Below are 21,114 nucleotides of genomic sequence, written 5' to 3'. Positions count from 1 at the left end.
CAACGCGCCTCCGGGCGCGTTTTTTATTGACAGGATTAAAACAGTACAGGTACTTTAACGATATCAATTTCAGGATGACCCCATGAAACAGACGCCGTTTTTCTTCGCATTCTTTTTTACCTTCCCCTGACCGGGAGGCGTTTCGTCGTGTGATAAAGAATGCGAAGACGAACAACAAGGCCTCCCCAACCGGGAGGCCTTTTTTTGATAACGATAAAATGAGACAGGCAACACTATGACACCGGAAAACCCGCTACTGGATTTACGCGTAAAAATCAGCGCGCTTGACGAAAAATTACTGGCCCTGCTGGCTGAACGCCGTTCTCTGGCCATTGAAGTGGGTAAAGCCAAGCTGGACTCCCATCGGCCAGTGCGCGATATCGATCGCGAGCGCGATTTACTGGAACGGTTGATTCAGCTCGGTAAAGCACATCATCTGGATGCTCACTACATCACTCGCCTGTTCCAGCTCATCATCGAAGATTCCGTTCTGACTCAGCAGGCCCTGCTCCAGCAGCATCTGAACAAAACCAACCCGCACTCTGCTCGTATTGCCTTTCTCGGCCCGAAAGGCTCCTATTCGCACCTGGCGGCGCGCCAGTACGCGGCCCGCCATTTCGAGGAGTTTATTGAGAGCGGCTGCGCGAAATTTGCCGATATTTTCAATCAGGTCGAAACCGGCCAGGCCGATTACGCCGTGGTGCCCATTGAGAACACCAGTTCCGGCGCCATCAATGATGTTTACGATCTGCTTCAGCATACCAGCCTGTCGCTGGTAGGCGAGTTGACTATCCCTATCGACCACTGCGTGCTGGTTTCCGGCTCAACCGATTTGCATCAGATCGAAACGGTTTACAGCCATCCGCAGCCGTTCCAGCAGTGCAGCCAGTTCCTGAACCGCTATCCGAACTGGAAAATTGAGTACACCGAAAGTACCTCGGCGGCGATGGAAAAAGTAGCGCAGGCAAACTCTCCTGCCGTCGCTGCACTCGGTAGCGAAGCGGGCGGCGCGCTGTATGGCCTGCAGGTGCTGGAGCGTAATCTGGCAAACCAGACTCAGAACATCACCCGTTTCATTGTTCTGGCCCGCAAGGCCATCAACGTGTCAGATCAGGTTCCGGCTAAAACTACCCTGCTGATGGCGACCGGCCAGCAGGCAGGGGCGCTGGTAGAAGCGCTGCTGGTACTGCGCAACCACAACCTGATCATGACGAAGCTGGAATCGCGCCCTATTCATGGCAATCCGTGGGAAGAGATGTTTTATCTCGACGTGCAGGCTAATCTGGAATCTGCATCCATGCAGAAAGCCCTGCGCGAACTGGGCGAGATCACCCGTTCGATGAAAGTGCTGGGCTGCTATCCGAGCGAAAACGTGGTCCCGGTTGACCCGGCTTAACGTTCGATAAAGCGGCTTTTCTTCATCCCTGCCACATTAACCGGCAGGGTGAAGATGGCGCCGGAAAGGGGATATTTCGCCAGCTCCTCCGCCTCCATATTTTCCCGCGTGGTGGTGATAAACAGCGTTTTCATATCGTCCCCGCCAAAGCAGACCATCGTCGGGCAGCGTACCGGCAGCCGGTACTCTTCCAGCTGTTCTCCCTGCGGTGAAAATCGCGCTATCCGCCAGCCGTCAAACAGCGCGCTCCAGTAGCATCCTTCCTCATCCATTGCCGCACCGTCGGGTATGCCCTCCCCCTCGCTAAACCGGCGAAACGCTTCGCGCTTACCGGGTTCGCCAGACTCATCCAGCGGCGTACGGTAGATCACACCGTTTGGCGTGTCTGAGGTAAACATCCACTGCTCGTCCGGGCTAAACGCTAAGCCGTTATGCCCGTGAATGTCGCACTGGATCACCTTCGGCGTCAGATCGTTGTCGATACGCATCAGCATGGCGCCGTTATAATCTCCCGGTCCCCAGAACGTGCCCGCGTAAAAGCGCCCCTGCCGATCGGTTCCGCCATCGTTAAACCGCGCAAGCTGAGGGTTGGACGGGTTATCACATACCTTACGCTGGAGCAGGCCGTGTTTATCGGCCAGCCAGATAGCGTTACGCATCGCGACGATAAAGCCGCCGCGCTCACGCAGGGCAAAACACCCCACTTCTTCATGAAATGAGAGCACCGTATGCTCTGCGGTAGGCAGATGATAGCGATGGATCTCCCCTTCCAGAATATCCGCCCAGTAAAGCGCCTTCTCTTCTGCGCTCCACGTCGGGCATTCGGGCAGATGCCCGGTGTAGTTCAACAGCAGCTGCGGTTCAGCCATGACAGTTCCCCAAAATGAAAAAAGCCAGCATTGCTGGCTTTCAGTATATACATCATCGGATTACTGGCGACTGTCATTTGCCTGGCGCAACAGCGTGCGGCTTTCACTCTGGAAACGCGTGGCGTAATCGCCGAACCAGTGCTCCACCTTACGGAAGCTGTCGATAAAGGCCTGCTTGTCGCCGTGCTCCAGCAAGGTGATGGCTTCGCCAAAACGCTGATAGTAGCGTTTGATCAGCGCCAGATTATTTTCAGACGACATGATAATGTCGGCATAAAGCTGCGGATCCTGCGCAAACAGACGCCCGACCATCGCCAGCTCCAGGCGGTAGATTGGCGAGGAAAGTGCCAGCAGTTGTTCAAGCTGAACATTTTCTTCCGCCAGATGCAGCCCATAGGCAAAGGTCGCAAAGTGGCGCAGCGCCTGAATGAAGGCCATGTTCTGGTCGTGCTCTACTGCGCTAATGCGGTGCAAGCGAGCGCCCCAGACCTGAATTTGTTCCAGGAACCACTGATAGGCTTCCGGCTGCCGTCCGTCACAGTAAACCACCACCTGCTTCGCCAGGCTGCCGCTGTCCGGGCCAAACATCGGGTGTAACCCAAGCACCGGGCCGGTATGCGCAGCCAGCATTGCCTGCAGCGGACCATTTTTGACGGAAGCCAGATCCACCAGAATGCAATCATCCGGTAAAGGAGGAAGCTTCCCGATGATCTGTTCCGTGACGTGGATCGGCACGCTGACGATAACCATTCCGGCATCTTTCATGAGTTCCGGGGCATGCTCCCAGTCCCCTTTTTCCAGAATGCGTACCTGGTAGCCAGAAAGCGTCAGCATTTTTTCAAACAGACGGCCCATCTGACCGCCGCCGCCGACGATAACCACCGGGCGCAGCGAAGGACAGAGGGTTTTGAAGCCTTTATCGTTTTCGCTGGAATAGGACTCGCGCATAACGCGACGCAGGACATCCTCAATCAAATCCGGAGAAACGCCCAGCGCCTGCGCCTCTTTGCGACGGGAGGCGAGCATGGAGGCCTCGCGCTCCGGGACGTAAATCGGCAGGCCGTATTTGCTTTTAACCTCGCCGACCTCAGCTACCAGCGCCATGCGGCGTGCCAGAAGATCCAGCAGCGCCTTATCCACTTCATCTATTTGATCGCGTAATGCGGTCAATTCAGCAACCATAACTACCCTCTTAAGCCAGACGCGTCGCCAGCTGGCCGTTCAAATCTTTGTGGATCTCACGCAGCAGCGCATCGGTGGTTTCCCAGCTGATGCAGGCATCCGTTACGGAGACGCCGGGCTTCATCGCGCTGCGCGGCTGTTCCGATGACTGATTACCTTCATGAATGTTACTCTCAATCATCAAACCGATAATTGAACGGTTGCCATCTTTAATCTGGGCAATCACAGATTCTGCAACCGCAGGCTGGCGACGGTAATCTTTATTGGAATTGCCATGACTGCAATCTACCATCAGCGCCGGGCGCAGTCCCGCCTGTTCCATCTCTTTTTCACACTGCGCAACATCCGCCGGGCTGTAGTTTGGCGCTTTACCGCCGCGCAGGATCACATGTCCGTCCGGGTTACCCTGGGTTTGCAGCAGGCAAACCTGGCCCGCCTGGTTAATACCGACAAAACGGTGCGGCATGGCGGCCGCACGCATGGCGTTAATCGCCGTAGCGAGGCTACCGTCGGTGCCGTTTTTAAAACCAACCGGCATAGACAGGCCAGAGGCCATCTCGCGGTGGGTTTGTGATTCGGTTGTACGTGCACCAATCGCAGACCAGCTGAACAGGTCGCCGAGGTACTGCGGGCTGTTCGGATCCAGCGCTTCGGTTGCCAGCGGCAACCCCATGCTCACCAGCTCCACCAGCAGGCGACGCGCAATCTTCAGCCCTGCCTCCACGTCAAACGAGCCATCCATGTGCGGATCGTTAATCAGCCCTTTCCAGCCAACCGTGGTGCGTGGCTTTTCAAAATAGACGCGCATCACCAGATAGAGGCTATCGCTGACCTCCTCCGCTAATGCTTTAAATCGACGTGCGTACTCAATGGCGGTTTCAGGATCGTGAATCGAGCAAGGGCCGCATACCACCAGCAGGCGCGGATCGCGACCCGCGATGATGTCAGAGATGGTCTGGCGCGAGTGCTCAATCTGCGCCTCCTGCGCAACGCTCAGCGGGAATTCTGCTTTCAGCTGATCCGGAGTAATTAAAACCTGTTCGTCAGTGATATGTACGTTGTTCAGCGCGTCTTTTTGCATGATTGCGATCCTGTAAAACTCGTTTGCGATAGTGGATGTCCTCAATGAGGTGGAACAACGATACCATAACAAGTAAAGATTTCAATCCAAAATACGTACACTTTACTTTACACAAAGCAAATAATTGCGAAAAAAATGCGCACAATCGTAAATATAAAATTACATACCTGGAGAGTTAAGCCAGGCTATGCTCAAAAAAAGGAGACACGCTATGCGTCCATTTGCTCTGATGCTGCTGCTGATTTTATCGGGTTGTCAGATCGATCCTTATACCTTCCAGCCCCACTGGACCAGCCCGGACTGGTTCAGCGCAGGTAAAGAAGACGCCATGAACGGCGTTCCGGTTAAAGATAACCAGACGCTGGCCGATAGTTTTAACGACCCGCAGGTGGATCGGGCTGAATATCTCCGAGGCTACGCCGACGGACAGAAAAAAATATGTGAAGAAGGCTTTATTCACGCATGGGGATTAGCGGGAAAATCATTCCCTGCCAGCTGTGCCAACACGGAGAATGCTGCCAGGCTGCACGATTCATGGCAAACGGGAATGGATAAAAGCATAAGTTCCACCAGGCTTAATTGAGCCTATCTCAATTCTCCGGAATATAAGCACGCATGAGATTTAGCTTAGGTCAACCCGGGGATATTTCTGACATAATGACGACTTTGACAAAAAATGGTATTCTGCCTGCAACTCTTAAGGACATCTATTTCCGGAGCAGTTTGGCGGACTCTGATGAGAAATGCATTCTTGATCGCTTTGCTCCGACTGACGCTGGCGCTAATGCTGCTCCTTATGGTGGGCCCTGTCGCCGCTGGCACGTTTACGGAAACGGACAAATCGGTACGTTCGATTGTTTCAGGTATTGTGAGCTATACCCGATGGCCCGCGCTGTCCGGCCAGCCTAAACTCTGCATCTATGCCTCTTCTCACTATACCCATGCGCTCAGCAGTGAAGATGAGCAAAACCCGTTGCCCTATGTCCCTGTCATTGTGCACAGTGACCGGGAAGCCCTCTCCGCAACGTGTGATGCCCTTTATTTCGGGACTGAATCCCCAGCTAAGCAGCTGGAATTAATAAGCGAATACCAGGGCAGGGCGTTACTCTTAATGTCAGAGCAAAATCCTGAATGCGTTATTGGTAGCGCATTTTGTCTGATTATAGAGCACAACCAGGTCAGGTTTTCCGTCAATCTGGATGCCCTAACGCGCAGTGGTGTCAGAGTCAATCCGGATGTATTAATGCTCGCACGGAATAAGAAGCATGAATAAGGATGTCACATCAATACCGCGTCCAACGTTTAAAAGAACGTTGCGGCGAATCAGCATGATAAGCGTCATTATAACAATGACGTTTATATGGTTGCTGCTGTGTTTCGCTTCCGTGGTGACATTAAAGCAATACGCGCAAAAAAACCTTGAATTAACCGGTGCCACCATGAGCCACAGCCTTGAAGCCTCTCTGGTTTTCAATGATGCCGTGGCGGCAAATGAAACGCTGGCCGCCCTCGGTAAACAGGGGCAATTTTCCGTGGCGGAAGTGCTTAATGCGCATCAGAAACGGTTTGCCTGGTGGGCATGGAACCCGGCGAATAATACCGACACGCTGGGTACGCTGGTCAGCCGCTGGTTGTTCCCTGTTCCGATCGCACAGCCCATCATGCACAACGGCATTAAGATTGGCGAAATTCGCCTGACCGCACGAGACAGCCTGATCGGCCACTTTATCTGGCTGTCATTTGCGGTCCTCACCGGCTGCATTCTGTTTGCCTCTGCCGTGGCATTGACCATCACCCGTTCGCTGCATCACGGTATGGTCACTGAAATGCAAAACATTACAGACGTTGTTCATGACGTACGCACCAACCGCAACTTCTCCCGCCGCGTAACGGAAGGCCGCATAGAAGAATTCCACCAGTTTGGTGAAGACTTCAACAGCCTGCTGGATGAAATGGAGGAGTGGCAGCTTAAGCTACAGGCGAAAAACGCTCAGCTGTTGCGTACCGCCATGCACGACCCGCTCACCGGGCTCGCAAACCGCGCCGCGTTTCGCAACAATATTGCGGCATTAATGAACGACGCCTCTGCAAAAACCAATTCTGCCCTGCTCTTTCTGGACGGCGATAATTTCAAGTTTATCAACGATACCTGGGGCCATGCCGCGGGTGACTGCGTGCTCATCGAAGCCGCTAAAAGGATGGTCGAGTTTGGCGAAAAACGTCATCAGTCTTACCGTCTTGGCGGCGACGAGTTTGCCATGATCCTGTACGGCGTCCATTCAGAGCGTGAGGTCCAGAGCATTTGTGCTGCGCTGTCGCGGCAATTCATTCGTCCGTTCGATCTGCATAACGGACATACGGCATCGATGTCACTCAGCATTGGCTTTGCTCTGGCGTGGGAAAATGCCTCCGTCGAGGCATTACTGGAGCAAGCCGACCGCAATATGTACCTGGTCAAAAACCAGCGTTCGAAAACAATATCCTGAAAGGAAGACGATATGTTAAAGCGATACTTTGCACCGTTGTTACTGGCATCTCTGGCTATGTCCGGGTGCCAGGCGCCGGACGGCAAATTCACACCAGAGCAAATCGCGGCAATGAAGTCCTACGGCTTTAACGAACTGAACGGCGACTGGTCCCTGGGCCTCTCGGATAAGATCCTGTTTGATAAAAACGATGCCAGGCTGCACCCCGAAAGTGAAACGCAAATCAGGACCATGGCTTCGCGCCTGGCGGCAACCGGTCTGAACCACGCCCGGATGGACGGCCATACCGATAATTATGGCGAAGACAGCTACAATGAAGCGCTTTCGTTGAAACGCGCTAATGTCGTGGCGGATGCCTGGGCGAAGGGGGCGAATATCCCGCGCGGCAACCTCACCACGCGGGGTTTAGGTAAAAAATACCCTGTAAGCAGCAACAGCACTGCGCAAGGGCGCGCTGAAAATCGCCGTGTGGCGGTGGTCATCAGCACGCCATAACGTTATTTAACGGATGTCCCGGCGAGCGACACGCCTGAAGCCGCTCGCCAGCGCAGCCAGTCAATCACAATGAACAGCGCCAGGCTGACGCCCATTACCGGCAGCGCCAGCCCCAGCAAGACGCCCGTAACGAGCGTCACCCCTCTTCCCCACAGCGGCAATGCCAGCCAGCTCTGATACAGCGTTTGCACCGGATCCGCGCTGGATTTGGCGGGACGACGCATCCACCACATCCGATAACCCCAGATAATCAGCACGCACAGCGCAATACCGAACGCTATCAGCAGCAGCTGATTGGCCAGGCCAAACAGGATCCCCATATGGAAATCCACGCCCCAGCGGGTGAGTTTGGCCATCAGCGGGAAATCCACGAAGCGCGTGCTGTCCAGCACCTTCAGAGAGTGCGGATCTACGGCAACGGCATCAACCTGCGTCGGCCAGCCGCGATCGATTTCCGTTACCGTCCAGGCCCGATCGGCCATTCCTGGCGGACGGATTTCCAGCTTGTTTGCGTCAATCCCGGCCTGGCGGGCAGCCTGCAATACGCCGTCGAACAGCGACGGTTCAACGGGCATTTCAGGCATCGTCATGCCAGCGTGATGCCCATGATGCTCAGCGTGTTCATCCATCGTTTCCGGCGCGCCTGAAAGCTGGGTATTAACCTGCGGCGTCAGCCAGTTCATTTCTGCGCGCAGCTTATCGACGTTGCCTCCGGCCCACTGTGACCAGGTTAACCCGGTGGCAGAGAACAGCAGCATCCCCCCCAACAGCGTCCAGCCCAGGATCACATGCAGGCGACGACGATTCTGGAAGCGATTGTTAATGCGCCGCTTCGGTCGGGTGAAGAACCACAGCGCGATGCCGCCAAGGGCTGCCACCCACATCCAGGAGGCGGCTAGCTCGCTATAGAGTCGCCCGGGGTTGCCCAGAATCAGCGAGGTATGCAGATAATCGATGGTCTGGCGCAGCGGCAAAATCCCGCTGGTGCCATAGACCGTCAAATCACCGCGTTCCTCAAGGCTGACGGGATCGATAAAAATAGCCCGATGCTCCGAGGGGCCAAGCGCCGGGTCGGCAAACATCACGCGAGTGGTTTCGCCCTTTTCCAGCCCCGGACGAACGGCATGCAGACGCAGATCCGATCCTGCGGCCTTTTCGGCCACGGCAATTTGTGCAGCAAGAGGCTGCGCCTCACCCACGGCATCCGCGTGGAGCGCGTGATGGTACAGCGCATTTTCCAGCTGCGGCGTAGCGACATACAGCGTGCCGGTCAGAGCAGCAAAGAAGATAAACGGACCGACAAACAGTCCGATATAGAAATGGAGGCGACGCAGCAGGTTTCCCCATGCCGCGCGCGGCGTGCAGGTAGTCATACTTTTCCTTTTAAGGCAAAAAGTTATCGATTTTGTTTTTAAAGGGAGAAAGCAGACCGCGGCGGCGGCGCGCGGGTATCAGGGTAAAGCCAGGGGAAAAAGTGCCAGTGGCTGATCGCCTGACGAGGCGGCTTCAACCGCAGCCGCTGCAACACCACGCTGAGCAGGACGATAAGCGCCAGCATCACGCCCGGCACGTGGGCTAACAGCACGCAGTAGCCGCAGGCTTCAGCGTGGTCGACCGGCATGCTGTGGGACATATCACCGTGATGCTCGTCCATCGACATCATGCTCATGTCATGGTGCATGCCGGGCATCGCGCTCATGGGATCTTTTTGCAGCGAGACGGAGATCAGCGGCGCCACGACGATCAGCAGGATCGCAAACAGCGCGGTCATTGCCGCTGCGCGTTTCCAGCTATGCTGATGCAGTACGTTATCCACTTACCCTCCACCGAAGAGGCGATCATTGTAAATGATTTATGACGTAAGGGTTAACGCGAGAGGTGCGATGGGATAAAAAAAGGGCCAGCCTTTCGGCCAGCCCTTTCTAACAGGATGTCGCTTAAGCGAATCTTAGTTCAGACGCTCTTTAATACGAGCAGACTTACCAGTACGCTCACGCAGGTAGTACAGTTTAGCTTTACGTACAGCACCACGACGTTTAACAGCAATGCTGTCAACTACCGGAGAGTGAGTCTGGAAGACACGCTCAACGCCTTCGCCGTTGGAAATTTTACGAACAGTGAATGCAGAGTGCAGACCGCGGTTACGAATAGCGATAACCACGCCCTCGAATGCCTGCAGACGTTTTTTGGAACCTTCAACAACCCATACTTTCACTTCCACGGTGTCACCTGGACGGAAGGAAGGTACGTCCTGCTTCATCTGCTCTTGTTCAAGTTGCTTAATAATGTTGCTCATAATTTAATCTCTTATCCTGGGTAAACTGATATTCGGGAGCGTATTACGCATTCCCATCATGTTCATGCTGCTGGTGCGCGTGTTCCGTTTTGAACTCGGCCAGCAACTTTGCTTGCTCTTCAGTCAGAGCCAGGTTTTCCAGAAGTTCAGGTCTTCTAAGCCAGGTGCGGCCCAGCGACTGCTTCAAACGCCAGCGACGTATCTCGGCATGGTTTCCAGACAGTAATACTGCCGGTACTTCCATCCCTTCTAACACTTCAGGACGAGTATAGTGTGGACAGTCCAGCAATCCATCAGCAAACGAATCTTCCGTTGCCGAAGCTTCGTGGCCCAGTACACCCGGAATAAACCGGGCTACGGAGTCAATCAGCGTCATTGCCGGTAACTCACCACCGCTGAGAACGTAATCGCCGATAGACCATTCTTCGTCAATCTCGGTTTGAATTACGCGCTCATCTATCCCTTCGTAGCGACCACAGACCAGAATCAGCTTTTGATTCGTCGCCAGTTCGCTCACGCCCGCTTGATCAAGCTTGCGTCCCTGAGGTGACAGATAAATCACCTTCGCGCCTTCACCTGCCGCGGCTTTTGCTGTGTGAATGGCGTCCCGTAAGGGTTGCACCATCATCAACATCCCCGGTCCGCCGCCGTAAGGACGATCGTCCACGGTACGGTGCCGGTCATGCGTGAAGTCACGAGGACTCCAGCTCTGGATGCTCAGCAGGCCATTCTTTACTGCCCGGCCAGTTACCCCGTAATCGGTAATCGCGCGGAACATTTCAGGAAACAGGCTAATTATGCCAATCCACATAGCGCCGTCTTTTACCGTTTATCCGGAGAATTAAAAACCAGGATCCCAATCTACTTCAATGGTTTGAGTAGCGAGATCGACTTTCTTGATAACCTGTCCATCGAGGAACGGAACCAACCGCTCCTTGATGCCAAATGCATCTTTCAGGTTTGCCTTAATGACGAGAACGTCATTTGACCCGGTTTCCATCATATCGATGACTTTACCCAGGCTGTAGCCTTCGGTGGTCACTACCTGGCAACCCATAAGGTCTTTCCAGTAGTAGTCACCCTCTTCCAGCTGCGGCAACTGCGACGAATCCACGACAATTTCACAATTAGTCAGCGCATTCGCGGCATCACGATCGTCAACGCCTTTCAGCTTGATGATGATGTCCTGATTGTGGTGACGCCAGCTTTCCAGCTCGACCTCTTCCCACTTACCGGCTTTCTGGATAAACCAGGGCTGGTAATTAAAAATGCTATCAGCGTCTTCAGTGGAGGAAAACACTCTGAGCCAACCACGGATACCGTAGCAAGAACCCATTTTTCCCAATACGATCGGTTCAACAGGTGCTTTATTGCTCATCATGACCACCGTGACAGATTAAGCTGCTTTGTTTGCTGCTTTGATCAGCGTAGCAACGCGATCGGAAACAGTAGCGCCCTGGCCAACCCAGTGAGCGATACGATCCAGATCCAGACGAGTTTCTTCTTCTGCGCCAGCGGCCAGTGGGTTGAAGAAACCAACGCGCTCGATGAAGCGACCGTTGCGTGCATTACGGCTGTCAGTAACAACAACCTGGTAGAACGGACGCTTTTTAGCGCCGTGACGTGCTAAACGAATAGTTACCATAACATCCTCTTGTGTGAATAAAACAACCGGGCCCCATCGAGGAACGGAGCCCGGGTGTCATATTAAAAGCCCGAAAATTTTACTGATTTTTGGGGAAAATGCAATCAGCAGTTGATCGGTCTGCTGTAAAAGGCCGATTAACGCCCAGGGAATCCTGGCGGCATCATGCCTTTCATGCCGCGCATCATCTTCGCCATGCCGCCTTTCTTCATTTTCTTCATCATGCGCTGCATGTCGTCGAACTGTTTCAGAAGGCGGTTGACGTCCTGCACCTGCATACCGCAGCCGGCGGCGATACGGCGCTTACGCGAACCTTTGATGATTTCTGGCTTCGCACGTTCTTTGAGCGTCATGGAGTTGATGATCGCCTCCATCCGCACCAGAACTTTGTCATCCATCTGCGATTTGACGTTGTCCGGGATCTGCCCCATACCCGGCAGTTTCCCCATCAGGCTTGCCATACCGCCCATGTTTTTCATCTGACGCAGCTGCTCAAGGAAGTCGGTCAGATCGAAACCGTCGCCTTTTTTCAGCTTGCTGGCGAGTTTTTCTGCCTGCGCGCGGTCGACCTTGCTCTCGATATCTTCGATCAGCGACAGCACGTCGCCCATGCCGAGGATACGGGAGGCAATACGATCCGGGTGGAACGGCTCCAGCGCTTCGGTTTTCTCGCCCACGCCGAGGAATTTGATCGGCTTACCGGTGATATGACGAATAGACAGCGCTGCACCGCCGCGGGCGTCACCGTCAACCTTGGTCAGCACCACGCCGGTCAACGGCAGCGCTTCGTTAAACGCTTTTGCGGTATTCGCCGCATCCTGGCCGGTCATGGCGTCAACGACAAACAGGGTCTCTACCGGGTTGATAGAGGCATGCACCTGCTTGATCTCGTCCATCATCGCTTCGTCAACGTGCAGACGACCGGCGGTATCCACCAGCAGCACGTCGTAGAACTTAAGCTTCGCTTCTTTCAGCGCGGCATTGACGATGTCGACAGGCTTCTGGGCCACGTCGGACGGGAAGAAATCCACGCCAACCTGCTCGGCCAGCGTTTCCAGCTGTTTGATCGCCGCCGGGCGATAAACGTCCGCAGAAACGACCAGCACCTTTTTCTTGTGCTTCTCGCGCAGGAATTTACCCAGCTTACCGACGCTGGTGGTTTTACCCGCACCCTGCAGGCCCGCCATCAGCACCACGGCCGGAGGCTGAGCCGCCAGGTTAAGCACCTGGTTCTCTTCGCCCATCGCCGAAACCAGCTCGTTGCGGACGATTTTGACGAACTCCTGACCCGGGGTCAGGCTCTTGTTGACTTCATGACCAACCGCTTTCTCTTTCACGCGGTTGATAAAATCACGTACGACCGGCAACGCAACGTCTGCTTCCAGCAGCGCCATGCGCACTTCGCGCAGCGTTTCCTTGATGTTCTCTTCGGTGAGGCGTCCACGGCCGCTGATGTTGCGCAGCGTGCGCGACAAACGATCGGTTAAATTATCAAACATTGTCTCTCGCCTGGGGTAGAAACGTTAGGTCGCCTGGGCGACACATACACAGAATTTTGCCGGAGTATAACATGAAGGCGCCTTTGTTGTTATGCAACGGTTGGAGCAGGCGTCACGTAACGTTATACTGCTTCTCTTTCTTATTAAGACAACTGTCGACGCCTATATGCCTGTTTTCGCACTGATCGCCCTTGTTGCCTACTCTGTCAGCCTCGCGCTGATCATTCCTGGCCTGCTGCAAAAAAACAGCGGCTGGCGGCGCATGGCTATTCTTTCGGCGGTGATCGCACTGATAAGCCACGCCTTTGCGCTGGAATCACGCATCATTCCCGGCGACGGCAGCGTGCAAAATCTGAGCGTGCTGAACGTCGGTTCGCTGGTCAGCCTGATGATCTGTACGGTAATGACCATCGTCGCGTCCAAAAACCGTGGCTGGCTGCTGCTGCCGATTGTCTACGCCTTCGCGCTGATCAACCTGGCGTTAGCCACGTTCATGCCCAACGAGTTTATTACCCATCTGGAGGCCACGCCGGGCGTACTGGTGCATATTGGTTTGTCGCTGTTTGCCTACGCGACGCTGATCATTGCCGCGCTCTACGCCATGCAGCTCGCGTGGATTGACTACCAGCTGAAAAATAAAAAACTGGCCTTCAACCACGAAATGCCGCCGCTGATGGTGATTGAGCGTAAGATGTTCCACATCACCCAGGTCGGCGTGGTTCTGCTGACGCTGACGCTGTGCACGGGCTTGTTTTATATGAAAAACCTGTTCAGCGTGGAGAATATCGATAAAGCGGTCCTCTCCATCATCGCGTGGTTTGTCTATATTGTCCTGTTATGGGGCCATTATCATGAAGGCTGGCGCGGTCGTCGCGTGGTCTGGTTCAACGTTGCGGGTGCGGGTATTCTCACGCTTGCCTATTTTGGCAGCCGCTTCATACAGCAATTTGCTGGCTAAGTCATAAAAGGAGTTCCCCCTGGAACACATCTCTACCACCACGCTGATCGTCATTCTGATCGCCATGGTGGTCATCTCCGCCTATTTCTCTGGCTCGGAAACCGGCATGATGACGCTGAACCGCTACCGGTTACGTCATCGTGCGAAACAGGGTAACCGTGCCGCGCGGCGTGTCGAAAAGCTGCTGCGTAAGCCGGACCGCCTGATTAGCCTGGTGCTTATCGGTAACAACCTGGTCAACATTCTCGCCTCTGCGCTGGGCACCATCGTCGGGATGCGTCTGTACGGCAACGCCGGCGTGGCCATTGCCACCGGGGTGCTCACGTTTGTGGTGCTGGTGTTTGCCGAAGTGCTGCCTAAAACCATCGCGGCGCTCTACCCGGAGAAAGTCGCCTATCCGAGCAGCTTCCTGCTGGCACCGCTGCTCATTCTGATGATGCCGCTGGTCTGGCTGCTGAATATGGTGACCCGCGTGCTGATGCGCATGGTCGGCATAAAGGCGGACGTCACTATCAGCAGCGCGCTCAGCAAGGATGAACTTCGCACCATCGTGAACGAATCCCGCTCGCAAATCTCCCGCCGCAATCAGGACATGCTCCTGTCGGTGCTGGATCTGGAAAAGGTCAGCGTTGACGACATCATGGTGCCGCGCAATGAAATTGTCGGAATCGATATTAACGACGACTGGAAGGCTATCGTCCGCCAGCTGACGCACTCCCCGCACGGGCGCATCGTGCTTTATCGTGATTCCCTCGACGATGCTATCAGCATGCTGCGCGTGCGCGAGGCCTATCGTCTGATGACCGAGAAAAATGAGTTCACCAAAGAGGTGATGCTGCGCGCCGCCGACGAAATCTACTACGTACCGGAAGGCACCCCGCTCAGCACGCAGCTGGTGAAGTTCCAGCGCAACAAGAAGAAGGTCGGTCTGGTGGTAGATGAATACGGCGATATTCAGGGGCTTGTGACCGTTGAAGATATTCTGGAAGAGATCGTCGGGGACTTCACGACCTCGATGTCACCGTCCCTTGCGGAAGAAGTCACGCCGCAAAACGACGGCTCGGTGCTTATCGACGGCAGCGCCAACATTCGTGAAATCAATAAAGCGTTTAACTGGCACTTGCCGGAAGATGAAGCGCGGACGATGAACGGCATGATTCTGGAAGCGCTGGAAGAGATCCCGGCGGCAGGTACGCGCGTGCGTATTGAACAGTATGATATTGATATTCTGGACGTTCAGGACAACATGATTAAGCAGGTGAAAGTCCTGCCCGTTACGCCGCTTCGGGAAAGTATTGCCGAATAAAATGTAGGGCCGGGTAAGGCGAAGCCGCCACCCGGCACTACAGGCAGCGCATTACGCTTTCGCTTTCGCCACGGTCACCATCGCAGCGCGAATAGTACGGCCGTTCAGGGTGTAGCCTTTCTGCATCACGCCCAGCACGTTACCCGCGGTAACGTCTTCTGATTCCACCATCGCGATGGCCTGGTGAACGTTTGGATCCAGCGGTACATCAGTATCGGCAATCACTTCAACACCGAACTTACGCACCACATCCAGCATGGATTTCAGCGTCAGCTCAATGCCTTCAATCATCGCCGCGTTATCAGGGTTAGCTTTATCCGCCACTTCCAGCGCGCGATCCAGGCTGTCGATTACCGGTAGCAGCTCGTTGACGAATTTCTCCAGCGCAAATTTGTGCGCCTTTTCAACGTCCAGCTCGGTACGACGGCGCAGGTTTTCCATTTCCGCTTTGATACGCAGTACGCCATCGCGTTCGCGATTCTGCGCTTCTACCAACTGAGCTTCCAGATTGGCAATTTTTTCATCGCGCGGGTCCACCTGCTCAGCAGACGCGTCTGGCTCTACTGCCTCAACTTCATCGTGCTGTTCCGTGATAATTTCTTCAGGGGCTTGCCCCTCAGGCGTTTTCTGTTCTTTACTACTCATGAATTTCTCCGCGTTTTTCTGCATTCATCTCGCTAACTTCGCTTATTATGGGGATCAGTTTCCTGGATTCAAGGGAACAAGGCAGATTGTCATCATTCATCAGGCACAAGGACCTCCAGAACATGAATAATCATTTCAGGTGTATTGGGATCGTCGGCCATCCGCGTCACCCTACCGCATTGACGACACATGAAATGTTGTATCGCTGGCTGTGTGGCAAAGGCTATGAAGTGATGGTCGAGCAGCAAATCGCCCAGGAGTTGCAGCTTAAAAGCGTTAAAACCGGCACGCTGGCGGAAATCGGCCAGCAGGCGGACCTCGCCGTGGTGGTCGGCGGCGACGGCAATATGCTGGGCGCGGCACGCACGCTGGCTCGCTATGATATTAAGGTTATCGGTATTAACCGCGGCAATCTCGGTTTCCTGACCGACCTCGACCCGGACAATGCGCAGCAGCAGCTGGCGGACGTGCTGGAAGGTCACTATATCAGTGAAAAACGGTTTTTACTCGAAGCCCAGGTGTGCCAGCAGGACTGCCAGAAGCGCATCAGCACCGCCATTAACGAAGTGGTGCTTCACCCTGGTAAAGTGGCGCACATGATTGAGTTCGAAGTCTATATCGACGAAATCTTCGCCTTCTCGCAGCGCTCAGACGGGCTGATTATCTCCACGCCTACAGGCTCAACCGCCTACTCGCTCTCAGCTGGCGGCCCCATTCTGACGCCATCGCTGGATGCGATAACCCTGGTCCCCATGTTCCCGCACACCCTCTCGGCGCGTCCGCTGGTGATCAACGGCGACAGCACCATCCGTCTGCGTTTTTCCCATCGCCGCAGCGACCTGGAGATCAGCTGCGACAGCCAGATTGCGCTCCCCATTCAGGAGGGTGAGGATGTATTAATTCGCCGCTGCGATTACCACCTGAATCTGATTCACCCCAAAGATTACAGCTATTTCAATACATTAAGCTCGAAGCTCGGCTGGTCAAAAAAATTGTTCTGATTTTGCATCCAGTACTTTACTGTATATAAAACCAGTTTATACTGTATGGAAACACAGTTATGGTTTTTCATACAGGAAAACAATTATGCTGGCACAACTGACCATCAGCAACTTTGCCATTGTTCGTGAGCTTGAGATCGACTTCCATAGCGGCATGACGGCAATTACCGGGGAAACCGGTGCAGGTAAATCCATTGCCATTGATGCCCTCGGCTTGTGCCTCGGCGGCCGTGCAGAGGGTGATATGGTGCGCGCAGGCGCAGCCCGTGCAGACCTCTGCGCCCGCTTCTCGTTAAAAGATACCCCTGCGGCCCTCCGCTGGCTGGAAGCGAACCAGCTTGAAGATGGACGTGAGTGTTTACTTCGCCGCGTCATCAGCAGCGACGGCCGTTCCCGCGGCTTCATCAACGGCACGGCGGTGCCTCTTTCCCAGCTTCGCGAGCTGGGTCAGCTTCTTATCCAGATCCACGGCCAGCATGCGCACCAGCAGCTAATCAAACCCGAACAGCAGAAAGCCTTGCTTGACGGCTACGCAGGTGAGTACGCGCTTACTCAGCTGATGGCGGATCACTATCGCCAGTGGCATCAGAGCTGTCGCGAACTCGCCCTGCATCAGCAGCAAAGCCAGGAGCGCACCGCGCGCGCCGAGCTGCTAGAATATCAGCTGAAAGAGCTGAACGAATTTAACCCACAGGCGGGTGAATTTGAGCAAATCGACGAAGAGTACAAGCGTCTGGCCAACAGCGGTCAGCTGCTCTCCACCAGCCAGACTGCCCTGAACATGCTGGCGGATGGCGAGGACGTGAATTTGCAAAGCCAGCTGTACAACGTGCGTCAGCTTGTTACCGAGCTGACCGGCATGGACAATAAGCTGTCTGGCGTGCTGGATATGCTGGAAGAAGCGGCGATTCAGATTTCCGAAGCCGGAGATGAACTGCGCCATTACTGCGATCGCCTGGATCTGGACCCGAATCGTCTGTTCGAGCTTGAGCAACGCATCTCCCGTCAGATTTCACTGGCGCGCAAACACCACGTTACGCCGGAAGAGTTGCCGAATTACTATCAGTCGCTGCTGGAAGAGCAGCAGCAGCTGGACGATCAGGCCGACTCCCTCGAAACCCTGTCTCTGGCGGTAAATCTGCATCATCAGCAGGCGCTTGAAACGGCGAAACGGCTGCACGACGTGCGTCAACACTACGCGCTGGAGCTCAGCCAGCACATTACCGAGAGCATGCACACGCTGGCGATGCCGCATGGCGTGTTCACTATCGATGTTCGTTTTGAGGAACATCACCTGACGGCAGAAGGCGCGGATCGCATTGAGTTCCGGGTCACCACCAACCCAGGCCAGCCGTTGCAGGCCATTTCGAAAGTGGCGTCCGGCGGCGAGCTGTCGCGTATCGCGCTGGCTATTCAGGTGATTACCGCCCGTAAAATGGAAACCCCGGCGCTGATTTTCGATGAGGTGGATGTTGGTATCAGCGGCCCGACCGCTGCCGTTGTTGGTAAGCTGCTGCGTCAGCTGGGTGAATCAACCCAGGTTATGTGCGTTACCCACCTGCCGCAGGTAGCGGGATGTGGCCATCATCACTTTATCGTCAGCAAAGAAACCGATGGCGAAATGACGGAAACGCACATGAAGCCGCTGGATAAACGCTCGCGGCTGCAGGAGCTCGCACGCCTGCTGGGTGGCAGTGAAGTCACCCGTAATACGCTTGCGAATGCGAAAGAACTGCTGGCGGCATAAACTTTTTCGGGATCTCAGGGTCATACAGAACAATAAAAACGCCGCAAGACCGGTTTCAAAGTGGGACAAGGTCTATTATCATCGGCATATTACATATGAGCCGCGTACTGCTCGGGCCCGAAAAGGAATCAAATCACTATGCGCTGTAAAACGCTGACCGCTGCCGCAGCGGTTCTTCTGATGTTGACCGCAGGCTGTTCCACTCTGGAGAAAGTGGTTTACCGTCCTGACATCAACCAGGGGAACTACCTTACCCCTAACGATGTGTCCAAAATCCGTGTGGGAATGACACAACAGCAGGTCGCTTATGCACTGGGAACCCCGATGATGTCCGATCCGTTCGGTACAAATACCTGGTTCTATGTATTCCGCCAGCAGCCTGGCCATGAGAATGTGACTCAGCAAACCCTGACGCTGACCTTCAGCAGCGCTGGCGTGTTGACCAACATCGATAACAAGCCTGCCCTGACGAAATAATCAGGACTCAGAAATACAAAAAGGTGCTCATTGAGCACCTTTTTTGTTTTCCTTGAGCCCCCTGGAACAGGCTACTTACCCGATTTCTCCGCTCGCTGGCGACGCAACTCTTTCGGGTCGGCAATCAGTGGACGATAAATCTCAACCCTGTCGCCCTCTTTCAGCACATCACCAAGCTTAACCGGACGGCTGTAGATGCCGACTTTGTTCTTCGCCAGGTCAATGTCGCTGCGAAGCTCAAGGATACCAGACGCGCGGATGGCCTCCTCAACGGTGGCCCCTTCTTCCAAGGTCACGCGCTGCAAGTACTGCTTCTGCGGCAGCGCGTACACCACCTCAACAGCAATCTTATGCGACACTGTAAACCTCTTTGGCGCGCGTGGTGAACGCCTGAACCATATTCGAGGCCAGCTCTTTAAAAATGCGGCCAAACGCCAGTTCGATCAGCTTATTGGTAAATTCAAAATCCAGATGGAACTCAATGCGGCAGGCGTCCGCGCTGAGCGGCGTAAACTTCCACCCTCCCATCAGTTTTTTAAACGGACCATCCACCAGATGCATCAAGATACTCTGATTGCTCGTCAGGGTATTGCGCGTGGTGAACGTTTTGCTGATCCCCGCTTTGGAGACATCCACGGCCGCGGTCATCTGCGTCGGACCGGACTCCAGCACCCGGCTACCGGTGCATCCCGGTATAAATTGCGGATAGGACTGGACGTCGTTCACTAACTGATACATTTGTTCCGCGCTGTAGGGAACAAGCGCAGTACGGCTAATCTGAGGCATAGCATTTTCCATGGTCACACAACGGACAAATAATAACATTTATCACCTGTTAAAAAAACGCTAAGCCTTATCTCGTGCTAAGATAGCGCGTTAGACCTCACGGGACGCAATGAGGTGACTTTTTAAAATCAGATTACCGACGGCTTTACGACACTTATGACGAAGAAAAAAGCACATAAACCTGGTTCGGCGACCATTGCGCTCAACAAGCGTGCTCGCCACGAGTATTTCATCGAAGAAGAATTCGAGGCTGGCCTTGCGCTGCAGGGCTGGGAAGTAAAATCGCTGCGTGCCGGGAAGGCAAACATCGGCGACAGTTACGTAATCCTGAAAGACGGCGAGGCCTTCCTGTTTGGCGCAAACTTTACGCCGCTGACCGTCGCCTCGTCGCATTACGTGTGCGACCCTACGCGCACCCGTAAGCTGCTGCTGAACAAGCGCGAACTGGAATCCCTTTACGGGCGTATAAACCGTGAAGGCTTCACGGTGGTGGCGCTTTCTATGTACTGGAAAAACGCCTGGTGCAAAGTGAAAATCGGCGTCGCGAAAGGTAAAAAACAGCACGATAAACGTACAGACCTGAAAGAGCGCGAGTGGCAACTGGATAAAGCGCGCATCATGAAGAATGCAGGACGTTGATTCTGCGCACTTATTGTACTATTCAATAAGTTAGCGTTTCGGGCTGGTATCGAGGATGTGAAATCTGGTATACTGAGTTCAACACTATTGGGGCTGATTCTGGATTCGACGGGATTTGCGAAACCCAAGGTGCATGCCGAGGGGCGGTTTGCCTCGTTAAAAGCCGCAAAAAAATAGTCGCAAACGACGAAAACTACGCTTTAGCAGCTTAATAACCTGCTCTGAGCCCTCTCTCCCTAGCTTCCGCTCTTAAGACGGGGATCAAAGAGAGGTCAAACCCAAAAGAGATCGCGTGGAAGCCCTGCCTGGGGTTGAAGCGTTAAAACTAATCAGGCTAGTACGTTAGTGGCGTGTTTGTCCGCAGCTGGCGTGCGAATGTAAAGACAAACTAAGCATGTAGTACCGAGGATGTAGAAATTTCGGACGCGGGTTCAACTCCCGCCAGCTCCACCAAAATTCTCCATCGGTGATTACCAGAGTCATCCGATGAAGTCCTAAGAGCCCGCACGGCGCAAGCCCTGCGGGCTTTTTTGTGCCCTCAATTTGTCCCGCGAAGTCCTAACTGAACTAATTAAATCCGAACCTTTTAGGCCCATTGATAGGCCC

The 21,114-nt window shown here is 54.4% G+C and carries 25 protein-coding genes, 1 other RNA gene and 1 other annotated feature; of the genes, 13 read left to right on the top strand and 13 right to left on the bottom strand.

Annotated elements, in window-relative coordinates:
* Positions 1-81: 81 nt before the first annotated feature.
* Positions 82-207: a sequence feature (Phe leader region), on the top strand.
* Positions 83-130 carry a pheA operon leader peptide PheL gene (gene pheL, locus IM304_RS15425; RefSeq protein ID WP_100229775.1) on the top strand — a complete coding sequence of 16 codons (48 nt, stop codon included), beginning with the start codon at positions 83-85 and terminating at the stop codon, positions 128-130. Its footprint overlaps the feature before it by 48 nt.
* 28 nt (positions 208-235) lie before the next feature.
* The gene (gene pheA, locus IM304_RS15420; RefSeq protein ID WP_176609713.1) at positions 236-1,396 is read left to right on the top strand and encodes a bifunctional chorismate mutase/prephenate dehydratase; all 1,161 of its coding nucleotides are present in this window, start codon (positions 236-238) and stop codon (positions 1,394-1,396) included.
* Here pheA and IM304_RS15415 read toward each other — a convergent pair.
* The 3 genes from IM304_RS15415 to aroF are packed head-to-tail and all read right to left on the bottom strand — an operon-like array spanning position 1,393 to position 4,528.
* Positions 1,393-2,265: an SMP-30/gluconolactonase/LRE family protein gene (locus IM304_RS15415; RefSeq protein WP_193356636.1), complete on the bottom strand. Its 873-nt coding sequence runs from the start codon at positions 2,263-2,265 to the stop codon at positions 1,393-1,395. The genes pheA and IM304_RS15415 overlap by 4 nt on opposite strands.
* Before the next feature lie 60 nt (positions 2,266-2,325).
* Positions 2,326-3,447: a bifunctional chorismate mutase/prephenate dehydrogenase gene (gene tyrA, locus IM304_RS15410; protein WP_193356637.1), complete on the bottom strand. Its 1,122-nt coding sequence runs from the start codon at positions 3,445-3,447 to the stop codon at positions 2,326-2,328.
* Between the two features lie 10 nt (positions 3,448-3,457).
* Positions 3,458-4,528 (bottom strand): 3-deoxy-7-phosphoheptulonate synthase AroF, encoded by a 1,071-nt coding sequence (gene aroF, locus IM304_RS15405; RefSeq protein WP_006811632.1) that lies wholly within the window; start codon positions 4,526-4,528, stop codon positions 3,458-3,460.
* A 211-nt stretch (positions 4,529-4,739) separates the two neighbouring features.
* Here aroF and IM304_RS15400 point away from each other — a divergent pair, with 211 nt between their 5' ends.
* From IM304_RS15400 to IM304_RS15385, 4 genes are all read left to right on the top strand, one after another.
* Entirely contained in the window at positions 4,740-5,111 is a 372-nt protein-coding gene (locus IM304_RS15400) for a DUF2799 domain-containing protein (protein WP_193356638.1), read from the top strand.
* 153 nt (positions 5,112-5,264) lie between these two features.
* Positions 5,265-5,801 carry a YfiR family protein gene (locus tag IM304_RS15395; protein WP_148421503.1) on the top strand — a complete coding sequence of 179 codons (537 nt, stop codon included), beginning with the start codon at positions 5,265-5,267 and terminating at the stop codon, positions 5,799-5,801.
* Positions 5,794-7,014 carry a diguanylate cyclase DgcN gene (gene dgcN, locus IM304_RS15390; RefSeq protein ID WP_148421501.1) on the top strand — a complete coding sequence of 407 codons (1,221 nt, stop codon included), beginning with the start codon at positions 5,794-5,796 and terminating at the stop codon, positions 7,012-7,014. The genes IM304_RS15395 and dgcN overlap by 8 nt, the downstream gene beginning before the upstream one ends.
* A gap of 12 nt (positions 7,015-7,026) precedes the next feature.
* Complete coding sequence (locus IM304_RS15385) at positions 7,027-7,509, top strand: OmpA family protein (protein WP_193356639.1); 483 nt, start codon at positions 7,027-7,029, stop codon at positions 7,507-7,509.
* A gap of 2 nt (positions 7,510-7,511) precedes the next feature.
* Here the strand turns inward: IM304_RS15385 and IM304_RS15380 are convergent, their stop codons facing one another.
* The 7 genes from IM304_RS15380 to ffh form a co-directional block, all read right to left on the bottom strand.
* Positions 7,512-8,882: a PepSY domain-containing protein gene (locus IM304_RS15380; RefSeq protein WP_193356640.1), complete on the bottom strand. Its 1,371-nt coding sequence runs from the start codon at positions 8,880-8,882 to the stop codon at positions 7,512-7,514.
* A 38-nt stretch (positions 8,883-8,920) separates the two neighbouring features.
* Positions 8,921-9,325 carry a DUF2946 domain-containing protein gene (locus tag IM304_RS15375; protein ID WP_193356641.1) on the bottom strand — a complete coding sequence of 135 codons (405 nt, stop codon included), beginning with the start codon at positions 9,323-9,325 and terminating at the stop codon, positions 8,921-8,923.
* Positions 9,326-9,457: 132 nt separating this feature from the next.
* Positions 9,458-9,805: a 50S ribosomal protein L19 gene (gene rplS, locus IM304_RS15370; RefSeq protein WP_002914145.1), complete on the bottom strand. Its 348-nt coding sequence runs from the start codon at positions 9,803-9,805 to the stop codon at positions 9,458-9,460.
* A gap of 43 nt (positions 9,806-9,848) precedes the next feature.
* The gene (gene trmD, locus IM304_RS15365; RefSeq protein WP_014832949.1) at positions 9,849-10,616 is read right to left on the bottom strand and encodes a tRNA (guanosine(37)-N1)-methyltransferase TrmD; all 768 of its coding nucleotides are present in this window, start codon (positions 10,614-10,616) and stop codon (positions 9,849-9,851) included.
* Between the two features lie 30 nt (positions 10,617-10,646).
* Complete coding sequence (gene rimM / locus IM304_RS15360) at positions 10,647-11,186, bottom strand: ribosome maturation factor RimM (RefSeq protein ID WP_148421494.1); 540 nt, start codon at positions 11,184-11,186, stop codon at positions 10,647-10,649.
* A gap of 15 nt (positions 11,187-11,201) precedes the next feature.
* On the bottom strand, positions 11,202-11,450 hold the full coding sequence (gene rpsP, locus IM304_RS15355; RefSeq protein ID WP_003863133.1) for a 30S ribosomal protein S16: 249 nt from the start codon (positions 11,448-11,450) through the stop codon (positions 11,202-11,204).
* Between the two features lie 137 nt (positions 11,451-11,587).
* Positions 11,588-12,949 carry a signal recognition particle protein gene (gene ffh, locus IM304_RS15350; protein WP_003863132.1) on the bottom strand — a complete coding sequence of 454 codons (1,362 nt, stop codon included), beginning with the start codon at positions 12,947-12,949 and terminating at the stop codon, positions 11,588-11,590.
* Positions 12,950-13,115: 166 nt separating this feature from the next.
* Here ffh and IM304_RS15345 point away from each other — a divergent pair, with 166 nt between their 5' ends.
* Together IM304_RS15345 and IM304_RS15340 are read left to right on the top strand one after the other, a co-directional pair.
* Entirely contained in the window at positions 13,116-13,907 is a 792-nt protein-coding gene (locus IM304_RS15345) for an inner membrane protein YpjD (RefSeq protein ID WP_193356642.1), read from the top strand.
* A 19-nt stretch (positions 13,908-13,926) separates the two neighbouring features.
* A complete protein-coding gene (locus IM304_RS15340) occupies positions 13,927-15,213 on the top strand; it encodes an HlyC/CorC family transporter (RefSeq protein ID WP_148421492.1) in 1,287 nt (428 codons plus the stop codon).
* 51 nt (positions 15,214-15,264) lie between these two features.
* On the opposite strand, the gene grpE is transcribed toward IM304_RS15340, so the two are convergent.
* On the bottom strand, positions 15,265-15,858 hold the full coding sequence (gene grpE / locus IM304_RS15335) for a nucleotide exchange factor GrpE (protein ID WP_063865224.1): 594 nt from the start codon (positions 15,856-15,858) through the stop codon (positions 15,265-15,267).
* 122 nt (positions 15,859-15,980) lie between these two features.
* Between grpE and nadK the strand changes: the two genes are divergently transcribed.
* From nadK to bamE, 3 genes are all read left to right on the top strand, one after another.
* A complete protein-coding gene (gene nadK, locus IM304_RS15330) occupies positions 15,981-16,859 on the top strand; it encodes an NAD(+) kinase (protein WP_063841620.1) in 879 nt (292 codons plus the stop codon).
* 85 nt (positions 16,860-16,944) lie between these two features.
* Positions 16,945-18,606 (top strand): DNA repair protein RecN, encoded by a 1,662-nt coding sequence (recN, locus tag IM304_RS15325; RefSeq protein ID WP_193356643.1) that lies wholly within the window; start codon positions 16,945-16,947, stop codon positions 18,604-18,606.
* Between the two features lie 138 nt (positions 18,607-18,744).
* Positions 18,745-19,083 carry an outer membrane protein assembly factor BamE gene (bamE, locus tag IM304_RS15320; RefSeq protein WP_006178060.1) on the top strand — a complete coding sequence of 113 codons (339 nt, stop codon included), beginning with the start codon at positions 18,745-18,747 and terminating at the stop codon, positions 19,081-19,083.
* A gap of 71 nt (positions 19,084-19,154) precedes the next feature.
* Here bamE and IM304_RS15315 read toward each other — a convergent pair whose 3' ends face one another.
* Together IM304_RS15315 and IM304_RS15310 are read right to left on the bottom strand one after the other, a co-directional pair.
* A complete protein-coding gene (locus tag IM304_RS15315) occupies positions 19,155-19,442 on the bottom strand; it encodes an RnfH family protein (protein WP_148421484.1) in 288 nt (95 codons plus the stop codon).
* A complete protein-coding gene (locus tag IM304_RS15310) occupies positions 19,432-19,869 on the bottom strand; it encodes a type II toxin-antitoxin system RatA family toxin (protein ID WP_209007155.1) in 438 nt (145 codons plus the stop codon). The genes IM304_RS15315 and IM304_RS15310 overlap by 11 nt, the downstream gene beginning before the upstream one ends.
* A 156-nt stretch (positions 19,870-20,025) precedes the next feature.
* Here IM304_RS15310 and smpB point away from each other — a divergent pair, with 156 nt between their 5' ends.
* Positions 20,026-20,508, top strand: a complete 483-nt coding sequence (gene smpB / locus IM304_RS15305) for an SsrA-binding protein SmpB (RefSeq protein WP_063956759.1) — start codon at positions 20,026-20,028, stop codon at positions 20,506-20,508.
* An 89-nt stretch (positions 20,509-20,597) separates the two neighbouring features.
* Positions 20,598-20,961, top strand: a transfer-messenger RNA (tmRNA) gene (gene ssrA / locus IM304_RS15300).
* The last annotated feature ends 153 nt before the right edge of the window (positions 20,962-21,114 follow it).

This window comes from Enterobacter cloacae complex sp. P40C2, assembly GCF_014930695.1.
GTDB lineage: Bacteria > Pseudomonadota > Gammaproteobacteria > Enterobacterales > Enterobacteriaceae > Enterobacter > Enterobacter pasteurii.
This window is presented reverse-complemented; position numbering and strand designations above follow the sequence as displayed.